Here is a 21,165-nt window from a genome sequence, read left to right on the forward strand (position 1 = left end):
CGCGTGCAATCGCAAGGTGGGAAAAATGAATCTCAGGTGACAGTCTCTTGAAAACAGTCCCTAACTGCGTTTTCTAGCCAAACTCAGAATTGTCCCAATCCTACAGAGACTGTCACCTGCATCTCTCGCCGTGAATAATTTACCTAAAGCCGTTCTTTTACCCACTCCGCCACGGTAGTTAATGCATCCTGGAGTTTGCTGGCATCTTTTCCGCCTGCTTGGGCGAGGGTAGGTTTACCGCCGCCGCCGCCGCCGAGGGGTGTGGCAACAAATTTGACGAGATCGCCTGCTTTCAGGCCGCGTTTGACCAAATCTTCCGTAACCGCCGCGATGAGCATTGGTTTATCATTAATCATGCTGGCGATGACGGCGACGCCGTTTTCGGGGTGGCGCTGGCGGAAAGTATCGGCCATTTGGCGCAGGGTATCGGCATCGGCATCTTTGAGCGTGGCGGTGAGCACATCCACACCGCCGATATTAGATGTATTATCCAGTAAGCGGGTGAAATCCACTGAGGCCAGGCGTTGACGCAGTTCGGCGATTTTTTTGCGATTTTCATTCAGATCGTTTAGCATCCCCTCCGCTTTTTCGAGGATTTTCTCCGGGGTGGTGGAGAGCGCTGCGGCGGCCTGATTAAGAACGCGGAAGCGGCGCTGGATGAGTTTATAGGCTTCGCGCCCGGTGACGGCCTCGATGCGCCGAATTCCGGCGGCGGCGCTGCCTTCGCTGATGATGACGAAAGTGCCAATCTCGCCGGTGTTGTCGCAGTGGGTGCCGCCGCAGAGTTCATTGGAGTAAGCTTCGGTTTCAGCGGGGCCATTAATAGTGATATTGCGCACAGTTTCGCCGTATTTCTCGCCAAAGAGGGCGCGCGCGCCTTCGTCGATGGCTTGCTGCAAGGGTTTAAAGTGAATATCCAGCTTGCGGTCTTCCAGAATGCGCTGGTTGACTTCGGCCTCGATTTTTTCGAGTTCTTCGCTACTCACGGCCTCAGGATGCGTGAAATCGAAGCGCAGACGGTCGGGTGCAACCAGCGAACCGGCTTGTCGGGCGTGGCTGCCCAGGTATTTATCGAGGGCGTAGTGCAGCAGGTGCGTGGCGGTGTGATTGCGCATAATATCTTTGCGGCGGGCGGCATCGATTTGGGCGACGACTTTGTCGCCAACTTTGGGTGTTCCGGAGACGACTTCACCGATTAAGGTGATAATTCCGGCCGCGGCGCGGCGCGTATTGGTGATGTGAATCTCCCACCCCCCCTCACTCCCCCCCGCTTGCGGGGGGGAGGCGGAGGGAGGGCGAATAACCGTACCCGTATCACTAACCTGCCCACCCGATTCGATGTAGAAATGGGTCTTGGGGAGTAGTAGCTCTACGGGGGTTCCAGGAGCCGCTATCTCGGTCGGCTGACCGTCCACCATCAGGGCCAGGAGTTCACCCTCGAAGGTGAGTTTTCCATAGGGATTGTATTCCACCCCCTCAGGGGGGAGTTTCCCCTGTGCCTGTAAATTTTTCAGCACGGTGGTGTAAATTTCAACATCTTCGCCACCCAGCGCGCCCATAGCTTTGCCCGCGCCCGAGGCCAGGCGGTGTGTTTCCATCGCTTGATTAAAACCAAGTTGATCGACATCCAGCCCGCGTTCGCGGGCAATATCGCGGGTGATTTCGAGCGGCATGCCAAAGGTGGTGTAGAGATCGGCGGCTTGATCGCCGGGGAGGATGCGCTGCCCCGCGGTTTCGATTTCGTTGAGTAGGCTGGCGAGCTGGTCGGTGGCGCGGTCAAGCGTGCGCTGGAATTGTTCTTCTTCGCGTGTGATGGTGGTGAGAATAGTCTTGCGGTTACGAGTAAGTTCAGGGTAGGCCGCGCCGTAATTCTCGATGACGGCCTGTGCAACCGGCGCCAGGAAGGGTTCGTGAAGGCCGAGCATGCCGCCGAAGCGATAGGCGCGCCGGATGATCATGCGACAAATATAATTGCGTCCCATATTGCCGGGCACAACGCCATCGGCGATCAGGAAGGTTGCCGCGCGGGCATGGTCGGCAATCACGCGGTAGGGGGTGAATTCGGCGTCCACCCGTTCGTCGTTGTGGCCGGTGAGTTTTTGCGTGGTTTTAATCAGCGGCCAGAGCAAATCGGTACGGTAATTGGAAGTCTTTGTTTGCAATACCGAAACAATGCGCTCCAGCCCCATACCCGTATCGACATGCGTGGCGGGCAGGGGTTTGAGTTCAGTTGGGCTGAGACGGTTGTACTGGATAAAAACCAGATTCCAGAGTTCGAGGAAGCGGTCGGTGTCGAGGGTTTCTTCGGTCACGGGGCCGTCTTCGGGGCGTAAGTCGATGTGGATTTCGGAGCACGGGCCGCAGGGGCCAGTGTCGGCCATTTCCCAGAAATTTTCTTTGCGACCCAAATAGAATACGTGCTCCGCAGCCATGCCGGGTTGTGCTTTCCAGTATCCGGCGGCTTCTTCGTCGGTGGGGATTTCGCCCTTCTCATCCTTGAAGACTGTGGCGTAGAGATTTTCTTTGGGTAAGCCCCAGACGTTGGTGAGTAAATCCCAACCCCATTCGATGGCTTCTTTTTTATAGTAATCGCCGAAGGACCAGTTCCCCAGCATCTCGAAGAAAGTGTGATGCGTGTCGTCGCGGCCAACATCGTCGAGGTCGTTGTGTTTTCCGGCGACGCGCATACATTTCTGCGAGTTGGCGGCGCGTGTGTAGTCGCGCTTGTCGGTGCCGAGAAAAACATCTTTGAATTGCACCATCCCGGCGTTGGTGAAGAGCAGAGTGGCATCGCCGCCGGGAACCAACGGAGCGGAGGGTACGAAAGTGTGCCCGGCTTTTTCGGCGAAATAATCAATAAACGTTTGGCGAATGGCGTTACCGGTAAGATTGTTGGGGATCGTCATAATGGCTCCTGTTATTTGCTTTATTCGGGGTAGATCATCGAAGTCTTTTCAAGGTTTTGCCCGGATTGAGTAATTTTCTGAAGATTTCGGTGGTCTTAATCAAATAGCCCGGACATATTATATGTCCGGGCCAATAGTGTTTATCAGAATATTTTCAATAACTTGCAGTTCAGGCAAGTATTTGCGGCTCGGACGCGGGAACTCCGGCGACTGCCCCGACAGAGACAGCCGCCGTCAGAGCAGCAGCCTTGCTATTGAGTGTAATTATCGAATTTTTGAAGCGGTGCATAACGGCATAGATTATACGTCAAGAGAGATGATGCCGCAAGTTCAGTCCGGGCTTTTCTCTACTTCCGGATTCAGAAGTGGAGAAAAGCCCGGTTGTCAATCAGGGCGTGATATTTAGCGTTTTAGTGATACAAGTTCCGCCGAGACCATCTTCTGTGCAGACTTTAACGCTGGCATCCAGATCGTGCCCGGTGGGGTCGTTGTTGAACATCCCACCAACGGTATAGCCAGTGTCGCCGGGGTCGAGATCCTCGTAGGAACTACCTGCCAGGCATCCGTTCCACTCTTCAAATTTATCATTTTGTGAATTTACGGTCGCGGCTGCATCGTTGTCGGTAACAATTGTCGAGACAGACTTCCACATGACTTCGCCGGTGTTGGTGAGCTTGAATTCAATATTCCAGCCCACGCAGCTTTCAACCTGATTGAAGGAGACACTGATACCAAATGCAGGTGTAGGCGTAGGCGTGAAGGTTGGCGTGGGCGGCGGTGTGAACACAGGCAGTGAACCGGTGTCGCCCGTTGTGGTGGCATATTGGCCCCACAGCCAGCAGAATTCACCGGGTTTGTCCGGATTGCGCACATACCAATATTGATTGGATGGGTCGCGGGCAATCACCTCGGTTTTTTCGCCAACCAGCAGCGCGCCCACACGCTTATAGATTTTCCCCGGTCCGATTCGGCAGTTGGTATCCACCGATACGCTGACCATTGGGACGTTTGAGGTAGGCGTAAACGTGATCGATGGTGTCAGCGTAGGCGTGTCTGTAAAGATAGGGGAGGGCGTTGCTGTATTCGTGTTGATCGGTGGTGCCTGAGCGGAGTCCTGCCCCGCAGGCGCTTGCTGCCCCTGCGCAGCAGCCACAGTCTGTGCGACTAAAGTTTGTTGAACAGCGGCATCCACTGAATTTGGCTGTTCCGCAGCGATCTGTTGTCCGCCCGGTAGATTGCATGCCAGAATCAGACTGATCAGGCTGGTACCGATGAGCAACCAATAGACATGCTTTTTTGGGAAGGGGGTCTTATCTCGGTTCATCTTGTCTGCCTCCTGTTTTGCACAAAGTTCAAGAAATATGTGGCGAAAGACCTCCGAGATTTTCCGGCGAAAATCTCGGAGGTCGGGTTCAAAAGTTACGGCGTAAAAGTAATTGTCTTTGAGATGCACGTACCACCCAGACCGGGGTCTGTGCATACGGTTACAGTGGCGGTTACACTGTGACCGGTTGGGTCAGCGCTGAGATTGCCGCTGGGTGCGTAATCGACTCCGCCAGGGCCTATTTCATTTGAGCTGGTGGATCGCGCGCAGGCGTTCCAGTCTTCAAATTCTTCGTCGTTGTAGTTGACAGTTTCGGCTGTGTCGTTATCCGTCACGCGCACTGAAACCGATTCGAAGGCTATATTTCCCGTATTTGTCAGCCGAAACTCAACCCGCCAGTTGGGTGCGCAGGCATCAACCTGGCGAAATACAACTTCAAACCCAACAGATGGCGTGGCTGTAAATGTGGGTGTGGGTGTAGGCGGTGGCGTGTAGATCGGCAGGGCGCTGGTATCCCCAACAACAGTGGCGTATTCGCCCCATAGCCAGCAATAACCGCCGGGGCGATCGGGGTTGCGGACATACCAGTAAAATCCGCTGGGATCGCGGGCGATAACTTCAGTTTCCTCGCCAACCGTCAAGAAACCCAGTTGGTCGTAGGATTTTCCAGGGCCGTAGCGGCAGTTGGTATCCACCGAAACGCCGACCATCGGTACGCCCGGCGTGGGGCTTTCAGGTGGTAGCGGAGTTTCCGATGGTGCTACTACCTCTGGCAGCGGGGTTTCCGTCGGGGGAGCGGGCTGTGGGGTATCGCTGGGGCGGCTGGCGGCCTCTACAGTTTGTGCAATAAAGGTTTGTTGCACGGCGTCGGCGATCACAACTTCGGCGGCGGGTGTCGCTTCGCCACCGGGCATCTCGCAAGCAACAAGAATCAGTGCGAAAAATAAAACAATCCATGCGCTGGCGTGTACTTTCCTCGATGAACTTCTTTTCATAGTGTTTGCTCCTTAGCTTGCGTTTCTGTATGTGGAAACAACCTAATTATAAAAGGCTAATATTTTGGGGGCAATCACATCATAGCACTATATCTGTGCTTTCTCAAGTTGCTGCCAGTTCCCAAAGAAACCTTGTGTTTGGGTCTATGGGAATCGCCGTGGTGGTTGTCCATATTTGGGGGTGTGAAGCGGGCTTCGCCCGCTTCACACCCCCAAATATGGTTTTTTTCACGGTAGTTCCCAAAGAGCCTTGTGTTTCTGCGTGCCCTTTGTGGTTGAATCATTTATAATCTAACTGATGAATCAAAAATACCTCTACTTCACCGTATTTGCATCGGGGATGACTACCCTGGCTGTTGAGTTGGCCGCCTCGCGTTTGCTGGGCAGCGTCTTTGGCACCAGCAATTTGGTGTGGGCCAGCATCATCGGCCTGATCCTCATTTATCTCACTGTGGGTTATTTTCTTGGCGGTAAGCTGGCCGACCGTAAACCCAACCCTGAAACCTTTTATAAAGTTCTGGCTTGGGGCGGTTTTACAGCCGGTCTGGTTCCTTTCATCTCGCGCCCGGTATTGAGCGCGGCTGCCGATGCTTTCGACCAACTTGCGATTGGCGTACTGGCTGGGGCCTTCTCTGCCGTGCTGGTGTTGTTCATCCTGCCAATTACTTTGCTAGGGATGATCTCTCCTTTTGCGATTCGGCTGGCATTGCAAGATGCGCGCAAAGCCGGGCAAATTTCGGGGCGGATTTATGCCATTTCGACATTGGGTTCCTTCGTTGGGACATTTCTCCCCGTTCTGGTGTTGATTCCGTTGATTGGTACGACGTTCACTTTTTTGACTTTTGCGTTGTTCCTGGTTTCGGTGGCGATATTCGGCCTGTGGATTTCATCGGGTCGAGCAGCAGCCCTGAAAGTGGGCTGGATGCTGCTGGTCTTGATTCTACTGGCTCTGGTGTGGGGACGCGGCCACATCAAAGCCACCAATGGGCAAATCTACGAGACTGAGTCGGCCTACAACTATGTTCAGGTTTTGGAGATCGGCGAGTATCGCTATTTGCGCCTCAACGAAGGCCAGGGGATTCATTCCGTCTATCACCCCAATGAGTTGGCTTTCCATGGCCCGTGGATGCAAGTATTGGCCGCCCCCTTTTTTAATCCAGCGCCTTTCGAGCAGAATCAGGTTGAGAGTATGGCCATCGTTGGCTTAGCTGCGGGAACAATTTCCACGCAAGCCAGCGAAGTCTTTGGGCCAATCCCGATTGTGGGCTACGAGATTGACCCGGCCATTATCCGCGTGGGGCAGGAATACTTCGGGATGACACAGCCCAACCTCGAGCCAGTCCCGCTTGACGGGCGCGTGGGATTGGATCAAAGTTCGGCGCGTTATACCATCATCAGTATTGACGCCTATCGCCCTCCCTATATCCCCTGGCATCTCACGACGCGCGAGTTCTTCCAGATTGTCTACGACCATCTTAGCGCAGATGGCGTGTTGGTGATAAATGTGGGGCGCGCCCCTGGCGACCGTCGTCTGATTGATGGGCTGGCGGGCACGATTGGTACGATTTTTCCATCCATCTATGTGATGGATATTCCCAATACTTTCAACTCAATTTTATATGCCACTGTGCAGCCGACGACGCTTGATGATGTGTATGCCAATTATGTTGCTTTGCTCGAACGCGGCGATGCCCATCAACTGCTGCTCGATGCCTTGCAGCGGGCGATTGCCTATATGCAACCCGTCCCGCAAAGCGAGATGGTTTTTACCGATGATCTGGCCCCGATTGAGTGGATAACCAACGATATGATTTTGAGCTATATGGTCGGCGGTATGGATGAGTTGAAATAATGGGAGACCGAAGACAGGAGACCGGGATTGAGTTCCGGTCATCCTTCCCCTGTCAGCTCAAGGAGAGCGAATGAATTTTATTAAGAAGTTTTCTCAATGGGTGGTGACTATTTTGGTGCCGGTCATTCTCATTCTCGGTGCGGTGCGGTTTTTACTCACCCCAATATTTGTGCAGCTTGAATATCGAATGCCCAACTTCCCTGAAGACCGTTATGGCTTCACCCAGCAAGATCGTTTGCACTGGTCGAAGTTTGCGCTCGAATATTTGCTAAATGGGGCCGGGATTGAGTATTTGGACGACCTAAGATTTGAAGATGGCTCGCCGCTTTATAACGAGCGCGAGTTGCAGCACATGCTGGACGTGCAGGTGGTTGTCGAAGCGGCGATGAAGGTGTTGTATCTTGCCGCTGGGGTTGTATTCGCAGTCGGGGTGTGGGCGCGGCGCGGCGATTGGTGGTGGCAATATCGCCAGTCCATCGCTCGTGGCGGCTGGCTGACCGTAGCGATTTTAGCCGCGTTAATTGTGGGTATCCTGCTGAGTTTTGATGCCCTTTTTGTGGCTTTCCACAAAATTTTCTTTGAAGGCGATACCTGGATTTTCTTGTATTCGGATACGTTAATTCGCCTGTTCCCGGTGCGTTTCTGGCAAGATGCTTTCATCACCGTGGGTGGGTTGGCGCTGCTGGGCGGGGCGGCGTTGGGCTACTTTGCCGGGCGGACGAGGCCTGGTTTGGAATAATATGATCGAACCAATTCAAAACTATCTTCTCAATACCCCCTGGATGGCGAATCTCATCCGTATTGCCACTTTTTATTTGCTGGCCTGGGTTATTTCACGCATGATTATCTGGATGATCCGCCGAACTTCAAAGATAGGGCGCATAAAAATCGTTTCGAATATTTCGCGGCCTGAACGCCAGCAAACCCTGCGCAGTTTGGCAATTAGTCTGGTGAGTTTTAGCTCTTTTTTGGGCGCCAGCATTGCTACGTTGGCGCTATTTGTCGATATCGACACATTAGTATGGATGGTGGGTTTGTTTAGCGCAGCCATTGGCCTGGGCGCGCGTCCGCTGTTCAGCGATTTTCTCACCGGGATCGGCTTTATTTTCGAAGATACGTTTGCTGTAGGCGAAAAAGTTGAAATCCTGGAAATGGAAGGCGTGGTCGAGAAAATTAATTTGCGCAATACCTGGATGCGCTCGCCGACCGGGGAGGTTTATATTATCCCGAATGGCGAAATTCGCATGGTGCGTAATTTCAGCCGCGGTAAATTTTCGGCGGCCAGCGTGACGGTGAAACTTCAGGCTGTTGACCTGGGGCATGCGCTCGTTGTTCTCGAGGAACTCGCTGAGGAAGCGGTTTCGCTGCTGCCCAATTTGCTGGAACCCTGGCAGGTCATCAGCAAAGAAGCTGTCATCGGTCAACAGGCCGAGTTAACTCTATTGACCAAAGCGCGTTTCGGCATGGCTGCGGAAATGCGCCCGCGCTTGCAGGCTTTAGTTCAAGAACGCCTGGCTGATGCGAGCATTGAGCTTATTGACTAGAGATATGAACTGAGATGAAACGATTTTTCCACAAACCGGCTTCGGTTGGATATGCTCCTGGCAGCCTGAATTTCACCGAAGGGAAAGAACAACTCCCTTTGAAGTTGACCGTTTTTGAATATAGTCGCGAACAAGATGCTGTCGAACGTCATGCGGATACCATTGCTGATTGTTTGCCTTTCGCGCCTCATGCTGATGTGACCTGGTTGAACGTGAATGGCAACCATCCGGTGGCAGCTCTCGAGGAGATCGGCAAATACCTTGATATCCACCCGCTGGCGCTGGAGGACATTCTCGATACCAGCCAGCGCCCAAAAATGGAGGATTTCGAGCGGTATTTATTCATCGAGTTGAATATGCTGCTTTGGGATCAGGATCACGCCCATGTCGAGTCCGAACAGGTCAGCCTGATCATGGGGGATAAGTACGTCATTACCTTTCAGTCGAGCGAAAATGATGTCTTCGATTCGGTTAGAAAGCGCATTCTTGAAGGCAAGAGCCGCCTGACCAAACAAGGCGCGGATTATCTGGCTTACTCTCTGGTTGATGCTATTGTGGATCATTATTTTGTCGTGTTGGAAAACCTGGGGGACCAGATCGAATTCCTGGAGGAAGAACTGGTAACACACGCCGATCCCAAAACTCTGCAATCCATCCATGAGTTGAAGCGTGAACTCATTTTCCTGCGGAAATCGGTTTGGCCGTTGCGAGAAGTGATTGGTGCGCTGGAACGTGGTGAAACTCCGTTGTTTAAGGAAACATCTCTGATCTACCTACGGGATGTTTATGACCACACGATTCAGATCATCGATACGGTAGAGACTTTCCGCGATATGGTTTCCGGTATGCTCGATATTTATCTCTCCAGTATCAGCAACCGTATGAACGAAGTGATGAAAGTACTGACAATCATTTCGACCATTTTTATTCCGATGTCATTCTTTACCGGACTTTATGGCATGAATTTTGTCAATATGCCCGAATTGCAATGGCAGTGGGGCTATTTCGCTCTATTAAGTTTCTTGGGGGTGACCTTCATCGGCATGTTAGTATTTTTTAAACACAAAAAGTGGTTTTGAAAAGGATATTGCGTGAGTAAAAATTGGTCTCGCACGAATAAGATATATATTAGCATATTGCTCTTTATTTTTGGAGTCTGGGTATTTTCATTGATTAAGGGGATGATTGCCCCGTTAGTAATTGCCGCATTACTGGCCTATTTGCTCAACCCGCTGGTGAATCGTCTCAAAAAATATACCCGATTGGATCATGTCTGGGCGGTATCGCTGGTATATAGTTTATTTGTCCTGGCGCTTGTGACCGTGTTGTTAAACTTTGTGCCATTGGTAGCGCGACAAGCCCAGACTTTAACGACTGAACTGCATCTCATTGGCCCTCGATTGGAAGCCGATATTGAGACGATCGCCAGGAGATTTGATATTCAAGTGGATTTGCAGCCGATTTGGGATGAAATTCAATCAGCATCGTCAGGACTTTTAAATCCAGATCGGGTATTTCGCATGATTCGGTCAGCCAGCACCAACCTGGGCTGGATGTTGATAATTTTGGTGACAGTATATTACTTGCTTGTCGATTGGGTGCGGCTGCGTGAATGGATTTTCGGTTTATTCTCTCCGGACTATCAAGGTGACGCGCGCCGTCTTCATGTCGAGATCAAAGTCGTTTGGGCAGCTTATCTGCGCGGCCAGTTGACCCTCATGCTGATTGTTGGCATATTGTCGGGAATTGGCGCAGCGAGCATTGGATTGCCAATGGCAGCTTTCTTTGGCCTTTTGGCTGGAACACTCGATCTAATCCCCTCTTTCGGACCAACTGTGACATTGTTGGTGGCGGTGATTGTAGCCTGGTTCAAGGGTTCATCGTATTTGGCAATTTCAAATCTGTGGCTGACCGTGCTTACCGTTGTACTTTTCTCCGCAATTCAAGTGCTGGAGAATGTTGTTTTGCAGCCATATATTATGGGCAGGCGTTTGAAAATTCACCCGGGAGTAGTATTTATTTCTGTGGTCGGCGCCCTGACATTGGGCAGCGCATTGATCGCGCTTATCATTGTTCCCACGGTTGTCTCGCTGAGTATCATTGGGCGCTATATTCGTTGCCGGTTGTTTGAACTGGACCCTTGGGAAGATGATCCGATTGTTTTGCGTGATGGCGAAATATCCGGGGAATTATAAAATAAACTAGATATTCAAGGTTTTAGGGAAGCCCCGTGGTGGCTGTCCACATTTGAGAATTTCTTAAGTTAGTTCCCGATAAGCCATTAAAAGAAAATCCTAAACAAATTTTAAAGAAGGGAGTATAATGCCGGGCTTTTGTAAGTTAAAGTTCTATGCAGTATATCTCCTTTTCATACCACGAAAGCGTGGAGCTCACAAAGTTTTCGCAATGGAAACAAAGCTGTCCTCTGTGTGCCCTGTGGTGGACAATGCGATATATCAGCTAATTTGTATTTGGAGTTTGTTATGGATTATTCATCTTTAAAACGACGTATTATTGGCGAGCCATTCCCCAGCAGCATGGAATCGCATGAACGGCTGGATAAAATCCGCGGCCTGGCAATTTTTGCCTCCGACCCGATCAGCAGCAATGCTTATGCCACCGAAGCCATCATGAGTATTCTAATCGTGCTGGGCAGCGGCGCATTAGCGCTTACCTTGCCCATCGCGCTGATGATTGCTCTTTTGGTGGGGATTGTGATCTTTAGCTATATTCAGGTCATCATGCACTACCCCGAAGGCGGCGGTGGTTACCGCGTTACCAAAGATAACCTGGGGACTTCACCCTCTTTGCTGGCGGCTGGCGCATTGATGACGGATTATATTCTCACTGTTTCAGTCTCTGTTTCTGCCGGGATGCGGGCGCTTACCTCTGCATTTCCGGCACTGCACGCCTATCAGGTCACCCTGGCTTTGGTCGCTATTCTGCTGATAACCTGGATCAATCTGCGCGGTGTGCGCGAAAGCGGGTCAATCTTTGCACTGCCGACCTATGCTTTTGTCGTTGGCGTGCTTTTGGTTGTGCTGGTTGGTCTCTCAAAATATTTCGGTTTGTTTGGCATTACACCGATGGCGATCACCGCACCGGTTATCGAACCCCAGAGCACTTTTACCGGTTTTGCATATACCTGGCTGCTATTGCGGGCATTTGCCGCAGGGTGTACCGCGTTAACCGGTATTGAAGCCATCAGCGACGGAGTCAAAGCCTTCAAACCCCCCGAGGCAACCAATGCCGCCAAAACCATGCTGATTATGGGCATCATTGCTATGGCGCTTTTTGGTGGAATCTCCTTTCTCGCCACACACTTGAATTTAGTGCCTGCAGAAACCGATAGCATTCTTTCCCAGATGACGCGCGCAATCGTAGGCGATGGGTTTCTGTACTATTGGGTGCAATTTTTCACCATGATGATCCTGGTTTTAGCTGCTAATACCGGTTTTCAAGATTTTCCCCGCCTGGGTTATTTCCTTGCGCGCGATGGCTTCATGCCGCGCTGGATGATGAACCTCGGGGATCGTCTGGTATATAGCGGCGGGATTGTTGCGTTGGCTTTATTATCATCAGTCGTGGTTATCATTTTTCGAGCCGATGAATTTGCCATGCTGCCGCTCTATGCGCTGGGCGTCATGGTCAGCTTCACATTATCTCAGGCCAGCATGGTCAAGCTGATGCGCAAAGTGAGCAAACTTAAACCCGGTGAAACTGTCCAGACAGCAGCCACTACGTTGCATAATGAAAAAAACTGGCTACTGAAAATGCTGTTAAGCGGGGTTGGCGCGCTGATTACGTTTGTGGTGCTTATCGTTCTTATCGCCACAAAATTTGTGGATGGCGCCTGGGTGATTGTATTGACGATCCCATTATTAGTCTGGATGTTTAAATCCATTCGGATGCACTACGATGATGTGGCCGAAAGCCTGCGCACGCGCAACTTGATTGGCTCGAAGTTGATCGATGTGGCCGATGTGGTGATTGTTCCCATTGGGGATATTCACCGAGGCACTTTGCGCGCCCTGCAATATGCCCGGCGGTTATCTGGTGATGTGCGCGTGATTTGCGTTACCATCAACGAAGAGCAAAAAGAACATGTGCTTGAGCGCTGGAATCGTTTTCCGCAATTAACCGATCACGCGCGCCTGATTTGTATTGACTACGATTACCGTGATGTATTGGAGCCGGTTTTTGATTTCATTCAGAACGTGAAGGAAAACGAATTCCCCAATGAATTGATAACTGTCGTTGTGCCCGAATTTATTTCCCCAACGCTGGCAACGCAACTCTTGCATAATCAGAGTGCCAACGTCTTGCGGGCGCGGCTGCGCGCCCAGCCAGGCGTGATTGTGATTGATATCCCTTTCCACATTAATTCGCGCATGCGAGCGCGCGAAATCATTGAACAACCCGAAGAGTCAACCCCCGCGGTTGAAATCAATGACGATGCACGCCCAGAAGCGGGCTAAAAGACAGGCTGCTTTATTTTAGGGCCAGGCGCTCGCTGCCCGGACTGAGTAAATAATCTGCCCCGTTACGATGCAAAATAGCGATGCGCCGCCGTCGTTTCAAGAACTCAGCGCGCATCGCTTCGCTTTTAATGGCATAGCTCTCCATCTCTTGCGGAAAGATGTCAAAAAATGTGTCGAAGGTCTGAATAAATTCCGCCCGATAGGTAGTGCTTACGGCATCCAGATTGTCGATCACCCAGCATTTGCCATCGAATTCCCACTCGTGGGCCAATCCCAAAAAACGAAAATCATCGCTGATATAAGGAAAGAACGGGAACTGGCGGCAGCTCAGGGCGCGGTACTCGCGCTGGCATTGATCTGGCCCCAGGCAAGCTAACAAGATCATTGTTTCGGGCGTCTCCGCCTGGAGGGTTGCCAACTCTTTGGGACTAGTATCACATTCGTCGCCGCGCCACGTCTGCCAAAGATCGGTATTTTTTTGTAGATAATCCCATTCTTGCAGATACGCCGCGGGTACCGCCTCACAAATATCGCAGCAAAACGGCTTCCCGCTGGGATTATGCGGCGCGCACTTCTTGCCGCAATCCATCTCGGTGATCGGGGCGTTGAAAGATGTGTAAATTTTGCTGATGGGAATATGGGGGAAGCGGTATTTGCTCATGAGTTTTTTTAACGCAAGGACGCAAAGTTACAAGGACGCAAAGTTCTTTGATTTTTTTGCGTCTTCGCCTCTCTGCGCCTTTGCGTTAAGTTTTTACGCCCCATATTTGTTCATGCGCTCGGCATGGGCCAACGCCAACGACATAATATCGACTGCCGGGAAGGTGCCCAGCCCGCCGCGGGCGCAGGGCCGTTCGCCGAATTGGGTTTCAAAATCCGGGCGGTGTGTGGCAGGCGCCCACAGCAGGAAGGGAACCGGATGCCACGAATGCGATTTCATACGCGCCGGGGTAGAGTGGTCGCCGGTAATCATCAGCACATCGGGATTGAGTGCCAGCAATTGAGGCAAGGCCGCATCCACACTTTCGATGATATTCACCTTTCCGGCAAAATCACCATCTTCACCCTTGCTGTCGGTCTTCTTGATGTGGATAAAGACGAAATCATGGGCATCCCAAATTTTCTCGACGGCGGCGAATTCGTCGGCAGGGGTATCGCCTGCAAACTCAATCACATCCATGCCAACGAGCTTGGAGACGCCGCGATACATGGGGTAGACGGCCACGCAGGCCGCGTTCAAGCCATATACGTCGCTATAGCCTGGCAGGCCCGGATCGGTGGCGAAGCCGCGCAGGGTCACGCCGTTAGCTTTGGGTTGGTCGGCGAGTACTTTTTGTGCCTCGGCAACCCATTGCGTGAATAAAACAGCGGCGCGTTGGGCGGCTGGCTCTAAGGCTCTGATAGGCAAGGGGGCTTTTCCGGTGACTTGCGGATCGGTATCGTTTAGATGAGGGTGCAGCCCCTCGCCGCGCATCACCACAGCGAAGCGGTATTCTTTCACCTGGCGCACTTCCAGTTCGACACCGTCCAGTTGGATGCTTTGCAGTCGCTCGATGGCGGGCATGGCTTCCTCGCTGGAGATGCGACCGGCGCGCCGGTCGCTGATCAGGCCGTTTTTATCAAGGGTGCAGAAATTGCCGCGCACGGCAATATCGCCGGGATTGACATCCAGGCCGACGCCGTTGGCCTCGAGCGCACCGCGCCCGACTTCATATTCGAGCGGATCGTAGCCGAAGAGCGCCAGGTGAGCGGGGCCAGACCCGGGGGTGATCCCCGGTCGAATGGGCGTGATTTGGCCGAGAGTCCCTTCGGCGGCAAGCTGATCCATATTTGGGGTTGCAGCCGCCTCGAGCTCGGTCGGGCCTCCGGCTTCAATCGGCAAGCCTCCCAGCCCATCCATAATCAGCAAAACAATCTTGCTCTGGTTAGATTTCAAAAGATTAGGAATATATTCGTAGGGCATAGGAACTCCTTGTTACGCGGACGGACGCGGCACAATAGGCCGCGTCCTGATTCGAGAAAAGAAGCGAAACTTCTTTGCAAAGAAATTTCGCTTCTGGATATTTAGCGAATGGCTTGCTCAGTCTCCTTATCGAAGATGTGCATATTTGCCATGTTGAACGTGACCCGGGCTTTATCACCCATCTTGAATTGGGTGCGGGGATCAATGCGCCCAACGTACTCGTATTCGCCGCTCTTGAAGAACACAAAGATTTCGTTGCCCATCAATTCGGTGACTTCAACATTGGCTTCGACGCTTTGGCCGATGATGCCAGGGGCTTCATATCCGGGATCGTAGACATCTTCAGGGCGCAAGCCGAAAACAACCTGTTTGCCAACATGCGGCTGATAAACATCGGCGTGCTCATCGGGAACTTGAACCTTGAAATCGCCAGTGTTGACGTAAATTTTGCCGCCATCTTTTTCGAGTTTGGCTTCAAAGAAGTTCATCGCCGGAGAGCCGATGAAGCCCGCCACGAAGAGATTGTTGGGCTTGTCGTACAGGTTTTGTGGGGTGTCGAGCTGTTGCAACAGGCCGTGATTCATCACCGCGATGCGGCTGGCCATGGTCATTGCCTCTACCTGGTCGTGGGTCACATAGATAAAGGTGGTTGCCAGGCGCTTGTGCAGTTTGGTGATTTGGGTGCGGGTCTGCACGCGCAGCTTGGCATCCAGGTTCGAGAGGGGTTCATCAAGGAGGAAGACTTTTGGCTCGCGCACAATCGCGCGTCCAACGGCTACTCGCTGACGTTGACCTCCGGAAAGTTGGCGGGGTTTGCGATCGAGCAAGTTTTCGATCCCCAGAATTTGAGCGGCCTCATCTACACGCCGCTTGATTTCCTCTTTGGGGTACTTGCGCAATTTTAGCCCGAATGCCATATTGTCATAGACAGACATGTGGGGATACAGGGCATAAGATTGGAATACCATAGCGATATCCCGATCTTTGGGGGCCACATCGTTGACCACCTGGTCGCCAATGAGGATTTGCCCATCTGAAATATCTTCCAGCCCAGCCAGGCACCGCAAAGCGGTGGACTTGCCGCAGCCAGAAGGGCCAACGAGAACCAGGAATTCCTTGTCCTCGATCGTGATGCTAAGGTCGTTTACCGCCGTAACATCGCCAAAGCGTTTGAATACGTTCTTGTAAGTTACGCTTGCCATAATGTCTTACACTCCTTTCGTAAAATATAGTGGCTTTATTATACTGCGAAATTTACAAGGGGCAATGCGAACACGCATTTTCACACAAAGTCGCCATCCTCAAAGGGTGTCGATGCGAAAAAAATATGTAAAGCGTCATATATTTAAGTCAAGTGAAACATAGTACAAATGCCTATTGCGTTAGTACTTAAGATACATATATAATAAAGACTAACAAATTTGTAAGGTAGGGGCAATCATTGCGCATCCAACCTTCAATATAAAGCAGGGAATTGAGATAAAAAGGAGATGTACCATGAAATTCTACCGTTTATTGAATTTAGGGGTGGTTTTTGCGCTTGTGGCCACAATGGTGTTTCCGGCATCACTGGTGGCCTATGCCGATGAGGGGGGAACCGTTGATTCGCCTCCCGCAGAAGAAGCCGTGGGTGATGAAGCGCCGGTCGCTGACGAAACCAGTGGTGAGGTTCAACCTGTGAAAGCGGAGGTTGAAGAAGTTGCGCCCGCTGAATCCGAAGAAGGTGTAGAAGAGTTGCCAGCCGCTGACGAGGCCGAGCCTGTGGAAACGGAAACCGAAGAAGTTGCGCCCGTGGAAGCTGAAGAAATTGTAGAAGAAGTTCCGGTCGCCGACGAAGTTGATGGCGAAACTGAGATCGAAGAAACTTCACTGTCCGAAGAAGAAAGTACACCTACTGAAAGCGCTTCGGTTCCGATTGTTGTGATGGATACCGAGGGTACGATTATCGGTGTTGTTAACGAAGATGGTGAAGCCCTGGCGCTTGTTTCGATTGAGGCTGTGGAGATTCTTGAAGATGCAGAGCCGTTGACGGAAACAGTGGTTGAAGCGCTTGATGCCACCGAGCAGGATGCTGTCTTGTCTCAGCCTTTGGCTATTCCTGACGACCTTGCTTATGACGCTGGTGATCAATATGGCCTGGATAAAATCCAAGCTCCCCAAGCGTGGGGTATTACAACGGGCAGCCCTTCTGTTATCATTGCTGTAATAGATACTGGGTTTGATCTGAATCATCCAGATTTACTCGGAAAATTTATTGCAGGATATGATTTTGTAGATAATGACGCTGATCCTAGTGATCCTGGTGGGGAGGAACACGGAACACATGTGGCTGGAATAGCTGCGGCAGTAACGAATAATGCGACAGGCATGGCGGGAACTTCTTGGGGCTCCCTGATAATGCCAATTAGAGTTTGTGATAGCACAGGTTGTTCGGATGCAGCAATTGCTAATGGCATTATTTGGGCCGCGAATAATGGGGCTACTGTTATTAACTTGAGTTTAGGGGGTGAACTTCCTGATAACGATACCGAAAATGCCATTAACTATGCTTACAGTTTGGGTGTAACAATCGTGGCTGCGGCAGGGAATTGCGATCTCCCCGGATATACTCCGGGCTCTCCTGAAGCCTGTGCGGTCAACTTCCCTGCGGCCTACTCGAATGTGATAGCTGTGGGCGCTTCGGATGAAACGAATACTTATACCGATTTTTCGTCCTATTACACCTACTCAGGTGATCCTCAGAAACCCGAAGGCCACCAAGGTGTAGATGTTGTTGCCCCTGGTGCTAATATATACTCAACTGTTTATGATGATGATTATGTCAAATGGAACGGCACATCTATGGCGACACCATTTGTGTCGGGTGTTGCGGCTCTGCTCGCCAGTCTGCCTGAATTCGATACGCCAGACAAGATCAGGGATGCCCTCTTATCTACTGCTCTTGATCTGGGCACCCCTGGCTGGGATGCGGACTACGGTTTCGGACTGGTGCAGGCTTACGATGCATTGATGTACACGCCTCCTGCGCCGCCCGCGCCACCGCCCGTTCTTGTCGTTGAAGAAGATGGTGATGGCGAGGCGGCAAGCATACTATTTGATAACGCCAGTTTGAACCTCACGCAAGACGCTGATGGCACGGTGCGCTTCTTCTTCAATGGTGCGGATGGGAACACCCCGATTGGCACGCTGAAATTCGAACAATGGTCTGGGACTTCGGCAGGAACAGTCTTGTTGAATATCAGCTACCCAGATTTGGGCATCCTGTTGCGGGTTACTGCGTTGGGGTCAAATCAGTTCCTGGTGCAAATCTACTCGCTGGTGGATGGAGCATTGTTGAGCGATATCGTTATTACACTGTAAATAGGAGTCGGATATATTTCTGTGTGGTACCAAAAAGAGCGTCAGCACAATGCTGGCGCTCTTTTTATATTGTGCCCTTGTCGATTCGAGTAGCTCCATATAGAATCAACCTATGGTTGATGAAAACACCACCCCTGTTCGCCGTCAATATCTCGACATCAAGCGCCAATACCCAAATGCGCTGCTCTTTTTTCGCCTGGGGGATTTTTACGAAACCTTCGACGAAGATGCCCATATTGTGGCCCGCGAACTCGATATTGTACTCACCTCGCGCAATGTCGCCAAAGGTGACCGCGTACCGATGGCCGGAATTCCGCATCACGCCGCCGAAAATTATCTCGGACGCCTGATTCATAAGGGCTATCATGTGGCGATCTGCGAACAAGTTGGCACGGAGCCGATCAACGGCCTGATGCCGCGCGAAGTCGTACGCGTGGTCACGCCGGGGACGATCATGGAGCCGGGATTGCTGCCAGGGGATGCCAATAATTATCTGGCGTGTATGCTGCTCGATGAAAAGCGTGCCGGAGTAGCCTATGTGGATATTACCACCGGCGAATTTGCGGCCACGGAATTAAAGGGGGGGGATATTCACGAAATCCTGCGGGCAGAGTTGATCCGCCTTTCCCCCGTGGAGATTCTTGCCCCGGAGAACTTGCTCCTCAACAATAATCTTCCCGGCCACCTCACCGACTGGCCTGCCTGGCGTTTTGAATACTCACGTTGCGAAGAATCCGTGCTGGCGCATTTCAAAGTTGCTTCGCTGGATGGCTTTGGCGTGCGCGGCCTGCCGTTGGCGATCCGCGCGGCGGGGGCGGTGCTGCAATATCTGGCTGAAACCCAGCCCGCTGCCCTGAACCTGCTTACCGGGCTGAGCGCCTACCATCTCAACGAGTTTATGACCCTCGATGCGGCCACGCGCCGCAATTTGGAACTCACCGGCACGCTGCGCGGCGACCACGTTGAAGGCTCGCTGCTGGGCGTGCTGGACCGCTCAGTCACGCCGATGGGCAAGCGCCTGATGCGCCAATGGGTCAGCAAGCCGCTATTGGATGTGGAGCAAGTCCACGCTCGCCAGCAAGGGGTGCAGTTTTTTTATGACGATGGTCTCGCGCGGGCAGAGATGCGTCAGGCCTTTAAGCCGTTGGCTGATTTAGAACGCCTGACCAATCGTGTGGTGGGTGGGACTGCCCAGCCCCGAGATTTGGTTGCCCTTCGAGAGACGCTGCGCAAACTGCCCGGATTGCGCAGCCTATTCCCCGATGGTGATTCGCCCCTCGATGGAATTTTGGCTGCATTTCATCATTGCAGCACCGAGTTGGATTTGCTCGAACAAGCCATCGCTGAGGAACCGCCGGCCACCCTCGGGAATCCGGGCGTGATTAAGTCGGGATTCGCCGCGGAGTTAGATGATATCCTCGAGGCCTCGCGCCACGCGCGGGAGTGGATCAAGAATCTCGAACCCCATGAGCGGCAACGCACCGGGATTTCATCCCTCAAAGTTGGCTACAATAAAGTCTTTGGCTACTATATCGAAGTCACCCATACCCATAGCGAGCTGGTGCCCGAGGATTATATTCGCAAGCAAACACTGGTGCGCGCCGAACGCTATATTACGCCGGAATTGAAGGAATACGAGAGTCTGGTGCTGAACGCCGAAGAACGCATAAAAGATGTAGAGCGGCGGCTTTTTCTGGATGTGTGTCAGCGTTTGGCGGGGAGTGCGACGCGCATATTGGCGACGGCGCGCGCCCTGGCTCAGTTAGATGTGCTGGCAACACTGGCCGAAGTAGCCGCGTTGAATGGATTTGTGCGCCCTGAAGTGGTTGCTGAAGATGTATTGGCGATTGAAGCCAGCCGCCATCCGGTGGTTGAGAGGATGCTGCCCGCCGGAAAGCGTTTTGTACCCAACCATGTGATTTTTGAAGAGGGCGAGCGTGTGCGCATAGTCACTGGGCCAAATATGTCCGGCAAAAGCACCTTTTTGCGGCAGGTGGCACTGATTGCGCTTATGGCGCAGATGGGCAGTTTTGTTCCGGCAGCGTCGGCGCGGATTGGGTTGGTGGATCGCATTTTTACGCGCATCGGGGCGCAGGATGAAATTCACGCCGGGCAATCGACCTTTATGGTCGAGATGGTCGAAACGGCCAATATTTTGAATCATGCCACGCCGCGCAGTCTGGTGATTTTGGATGAGATCGGGCGCGGCACGAGCACCTACGATGGCGTTTCGATTGCCTGGGCGATTGTGGAATATGTGCATAATCATCCCCGCTTGCGCTCGAAGACACTCTTTGCCACCCATTATCACGAACTGACTCAATTGGCCGATTTGCTGCCGGGGGTGCGCAATTATAATGTGGCTGTCAGCGAGGCCGATGGAGATGTGGTCTTTTTATACACGATTGTCGCCGGTGGGGCAGATCGCTCGTATGGCATTCATGTGGCGCAGTTGGCAGGGATGCCGCGCCCGGTGATCCAGCGCGCCGGAGAAATTTTGCAGCAACTCGAGGTTTCTTCTGGACAGACGGTGAAAATTGACCCGCATGTGCCCCAACAATTGAATCTCTTTCCGGAAACCAATCCGATGCGGGATGAATTGGAAAAGCTCGATTTGAATACCCTTTCGCCGATTGAAGCCCTGAATCGGCTGTATGAATGGAAAAAGCGTTTTTTGATTGAGCGTTAGCTTCGCGTAAAGAGCGCGGGAGGTTGTGTTCCCTCGCTCTTTTTTTGTGTA

General features: G+C 52.2%; 14 protein-coding genes. 8 read left to right on the plus strand and 6 right to left on the minus strand.

All coding sequences use genetic code 11. The features are described from left to right. Window positions 1–143 precede the first annotated feature (143 nt). The 3 genes from alaS to HN413_11795 all read right to left on the minus strand — a co-directional run bounded on the left by alaS (window position 144) and on the right by HN413_11795 (window position 5,225). Window positions 144–2,906, minus strand: coding sequence for an alanine--tRNA ligase (gene alaS, locus HN413_11785; GenBank protein ID MBT3391077.1), 2,763 nt, complete (start codon window positions 2,904–2,906; stop codon window positions 144–146). 388 nt (window positions 2,907–3,294) lie between these two features. Continuing rightward, window positions 3,295–4,230, minus strand: a complete 936-nt coding sequence (locus HN413_11790; GenBank protein MBT3391078.1) for a hypothetical protein — start codon at window positions 4,228–4,230, stop codon at window positions 3,295–3,297. A gap of 95 nt (window positions 4,231–4,325) precedes the next feature. Continuing rightward, complete coding sequence (locus HN413_11795) at window positions 4,326–5,225, minus strand: hypothetical protein (protein ID MBT3391079.1); 900 nt, start codon at window positions 5,223–5,225, stop codon at window positions 4,326–4,328. Between the two features lie 298 nt (window positions 5,226–5,523). Between HN413_11795 and HN413_11800 the strand changes: the two genes are divergently transcribed. The 6 genes from HN413_11800 to HN413_11825 all read left to right on the plus strand — a co-directional run bounded on the left by HN413_11800 (window position 5,524) and on the right by HN413_11825 (window position 13,099). Continuing rightward, complete coding sequence (locus tag HN413_11800; GenBank protein ID MBT3391080.1) at window positions 5,524–7,077, plus strand: fused MFS/spermidine synthase; 1,554 nt, start codon at window positions 5,524–5,526, stop codon at window positions 7,075–7,077. A 70-nt stretch (window positions 7,078–7,147) separates the two neighbouring features. Then, the gene (locus tag HN413_11805) at window positions 7,148–7,816 is read left to right on the plus strand and encodes a TIGR01906 family membrane protein (GenBank protein MBT3391081.1); all 669 of its coding nucleotides are present in this window, start codon (window positions 7,148–7,150) and stop codon (window positions 7,814–7,816) included. Between the two features lies 1 nt (window position 7,817). Beyond that, the gene (locus HN413_11810; protein MBT3391082.1) at window positions 7,818–8,621 is read left to right on the plus strand and encodes a mechanosensitive ion channel; all 804 of its coding nucleotides are present in this window, start codon (window positions 7,818–7,820) and stop codon (window positions 8,619–8,621) included. A 14-nt stretch (window positions 8,622–8,635) separates the two neighbouring features. After that, on the plus strand, window positions 8,636–9,700 hold the full coding sequence (gene corA, locus HN413_11815) for a magnesium/cobalt transporter CorA (protein MBT3391083.1): 1,065 nt from the start codon (window positions 8,636–8,638) through the stop codon (window positions 9,698–9,700). A gap of 12 nt (window positions 9,701–9,712) precedes the next feature. Continuing rightward, window positions 9,713–10,816: an AI-2E family transporter gene (locus HN413_11820; protein ID MBT3391084.1), complete on the plus strand. Its 1,104-nt coding sequence runs from the start codon at window positions 9,713–9,715 to the stop codon at window positions 10,814–10,816. Window positions 10,817–11,104: 288 nt separating this feature from the next. Beyond that, window positions 11,105–13,099, plus strand: a complete 1,995-nt coding sequence (locus HN413_11825; protein ID MBT3391085.1) for an APC family permease — start codon at window positions 11,105–11,107, stop codon at window positions 13,097–13,099. A gap of 13 nt (window positions 13,100–13,112) precedes the next feature. Here HN413_11825 and HN413_11830 read toward each other — a convergent pair whose 3' ends face one another. The 3 genes from HN413_11830 to ugpC form a co-directional block, all read right to left on the minus strand. Next, the gene (locus tag HN413_11830) at window positions 13,113–13,763 is read right to left on the minus strand and encodes a hypothetical protein (protein MBT3391086.1); all 651 of its coding nucleotides are present in this window, start codon (window positions 13,761–13,763) and stop codon (window positions 13,113–13,115) included. A 93-nt stretch (window positions 13,764–13,856) separates the two neighbouring features. Beyond that, window positions 13,857–15,065 carry a 2,3-bisphosphoglycerate-independent phosphoglycerate mutase gene (locus HN413_11835; protein ID MBT3391087.1) on the minus strand — a complete coding sequence of 403 codons (1,209 nt, stop codon included), beginning with the start codon at window positions 15,063–15,065 and terminating at the stop codon, window positions 13,857–13,859. 101 nt (window positions 15,066–15,166) lie between these two features. After that, window positions 15,167–16,267 (minus strand): sn-glycerol-3-phosphate ABC transporter ATP-binding protein UgpC, encoded by a 1,101-nt coding sequence (gene ugpC, locus HN413_11840; GenBank protein ID MBT3391088.1) that lies wholly within the window; start codon window positions 16,265–16,267, stop codon window positions 15,167–15,169. A 295-nt stretch (window positions 16,268–16,562) separates the two neighbouring features. On the opposite strand from ugpC, the gene HN413_11845 reads away from it, so the two are divergent. Both HN413_11845 and mutS read left to right on the plus strand, forming a co-directional pair. Continuing rightward, complete coding sequence (locus HN413_11845) at window positions 16,563–18,425, plus strand: peptidase S8 (GenBank protein ID MBT3391089.1); 1,863 nt, start codon at window positions 16,563–16,565, stop codon at window positions 18,423–18,425. A 112-nt stretch (window positions 18,426–18,537) separates the two neighbouring features. Next, window positions 18,538–21,114 (plus strand): DNA mismatch repair protein MutS, encoded by a 2,577-nt coding sequence (gene mutS / locus HN413_11850; protein ID MBT3391090.1) that lies wholly within the window; start codon window positions 18,538–18,540, stop codon window positions 21,112–21,114. Window positions 21,115–21,165: the final 51 nt, after the last annotated feature.

Source organism: Chloroflexota bacterium, from assembly GCA_018648225.1.
Taxonomy (GTDB): Bacteria; Chloroflexota; Anaerolineae; order Anaerolineales; family UBA11858; genus NIOZ-UU35.

What these genes read in the sequence shown, in the direction of transcription:
- mutS (MBT3391090.1), top strand. Translation starts at nt 18,538, where the DNA reads ATGGTTGATGAAAACACCACCCCTGTTCGCCGTCAATATCTCGACATC.
- HN413_11825 (MBT3391085.1), top strand. Translation starts at nt 11,105, where the DNA reads ATGGATTATTCATCTTTAAAACGACGTATTATTGGCGAGCCATTCCCC.
- HN413_11795 (MBT3391079.1), bottom strand. Translation starts at nt 5,225, where the DNA reads ATGAAAAGAAGTTCATCGAGGAAAGTACACGCCAGCGCATGGATTGTT.
- HN413_11805 (MBT3391081.1), top strand. Translation starts at nt 7,148, where the DNA reads ATGAATTTTATTAAGAAGTTTTCTCAATGGGTGGTGACTATTTTGGTG.
- ugpC (MBT3391088.1), bottom strand. Translation starts at nt 16,267, where the DNA reads ATGGCAAGCGTAACTTACAAGAACGTATTCAAACGCTTTGGCGATGTT.
- HN413_11790 (MBT3391078.1), bottom strand. Translation starts at nt 4,230, where the DNA reads ATGAACCGAGATAAGACCCCCTTCCCAAAAAAGCATGTCTATTGGTTG.
- HN413_11800 (MBT3391080.1), top strand. Translation starts at nt 5,524, where the DNA reads ATGAATCAAAAATACCTCTACTTCACCGTATTTGCATCGGGGATGACT.
- HN413_11835 (MBT3391087.1), bottom strand. Translation starts at nt 15,065, where the DNA reads ATGCCCTACGAATATATTCCTAATCTTTTGAAATCTAACCAGAGCAAG.
- HN413_11810 (MBT3391082.1), top strand. Translation starts at nt 7,818, where the DNA reads ATGATCGAACCAATTCAAAACTATCTTCTCAATACCCCCTGGATGGCG.
- HN413_11830 (MBT3391086.1), bottom strand. Translation starts at nt 13,763, where the DNA reads ATGAGCAAATACCGCTTCCCCCATATTCCCATCAGCAAAATTTACACA.
- HN413_11845 (MBT3391089.1), top strand. Translation starts at nt 16,563, where the DNA reads ATGAAATTCTACCGTTTATTGAATTTAGGGGTGGTTTTTGCGCTTGTG.
- alaS (MBT3391077.1), bottom strand. Translation starts at nt 2,906, where the DNA reads ATGACGATCCCCAACAATCTTACCGGTAACGCCATTCGCCAAACGTTT.
- corA (MBT3391083.1), top strand. Translation starts at nt 8,636, where the DNA reads ATGAAACGATTTTTCCACAAACCGGCTTCGGTTGGATATGCTCCTGGC.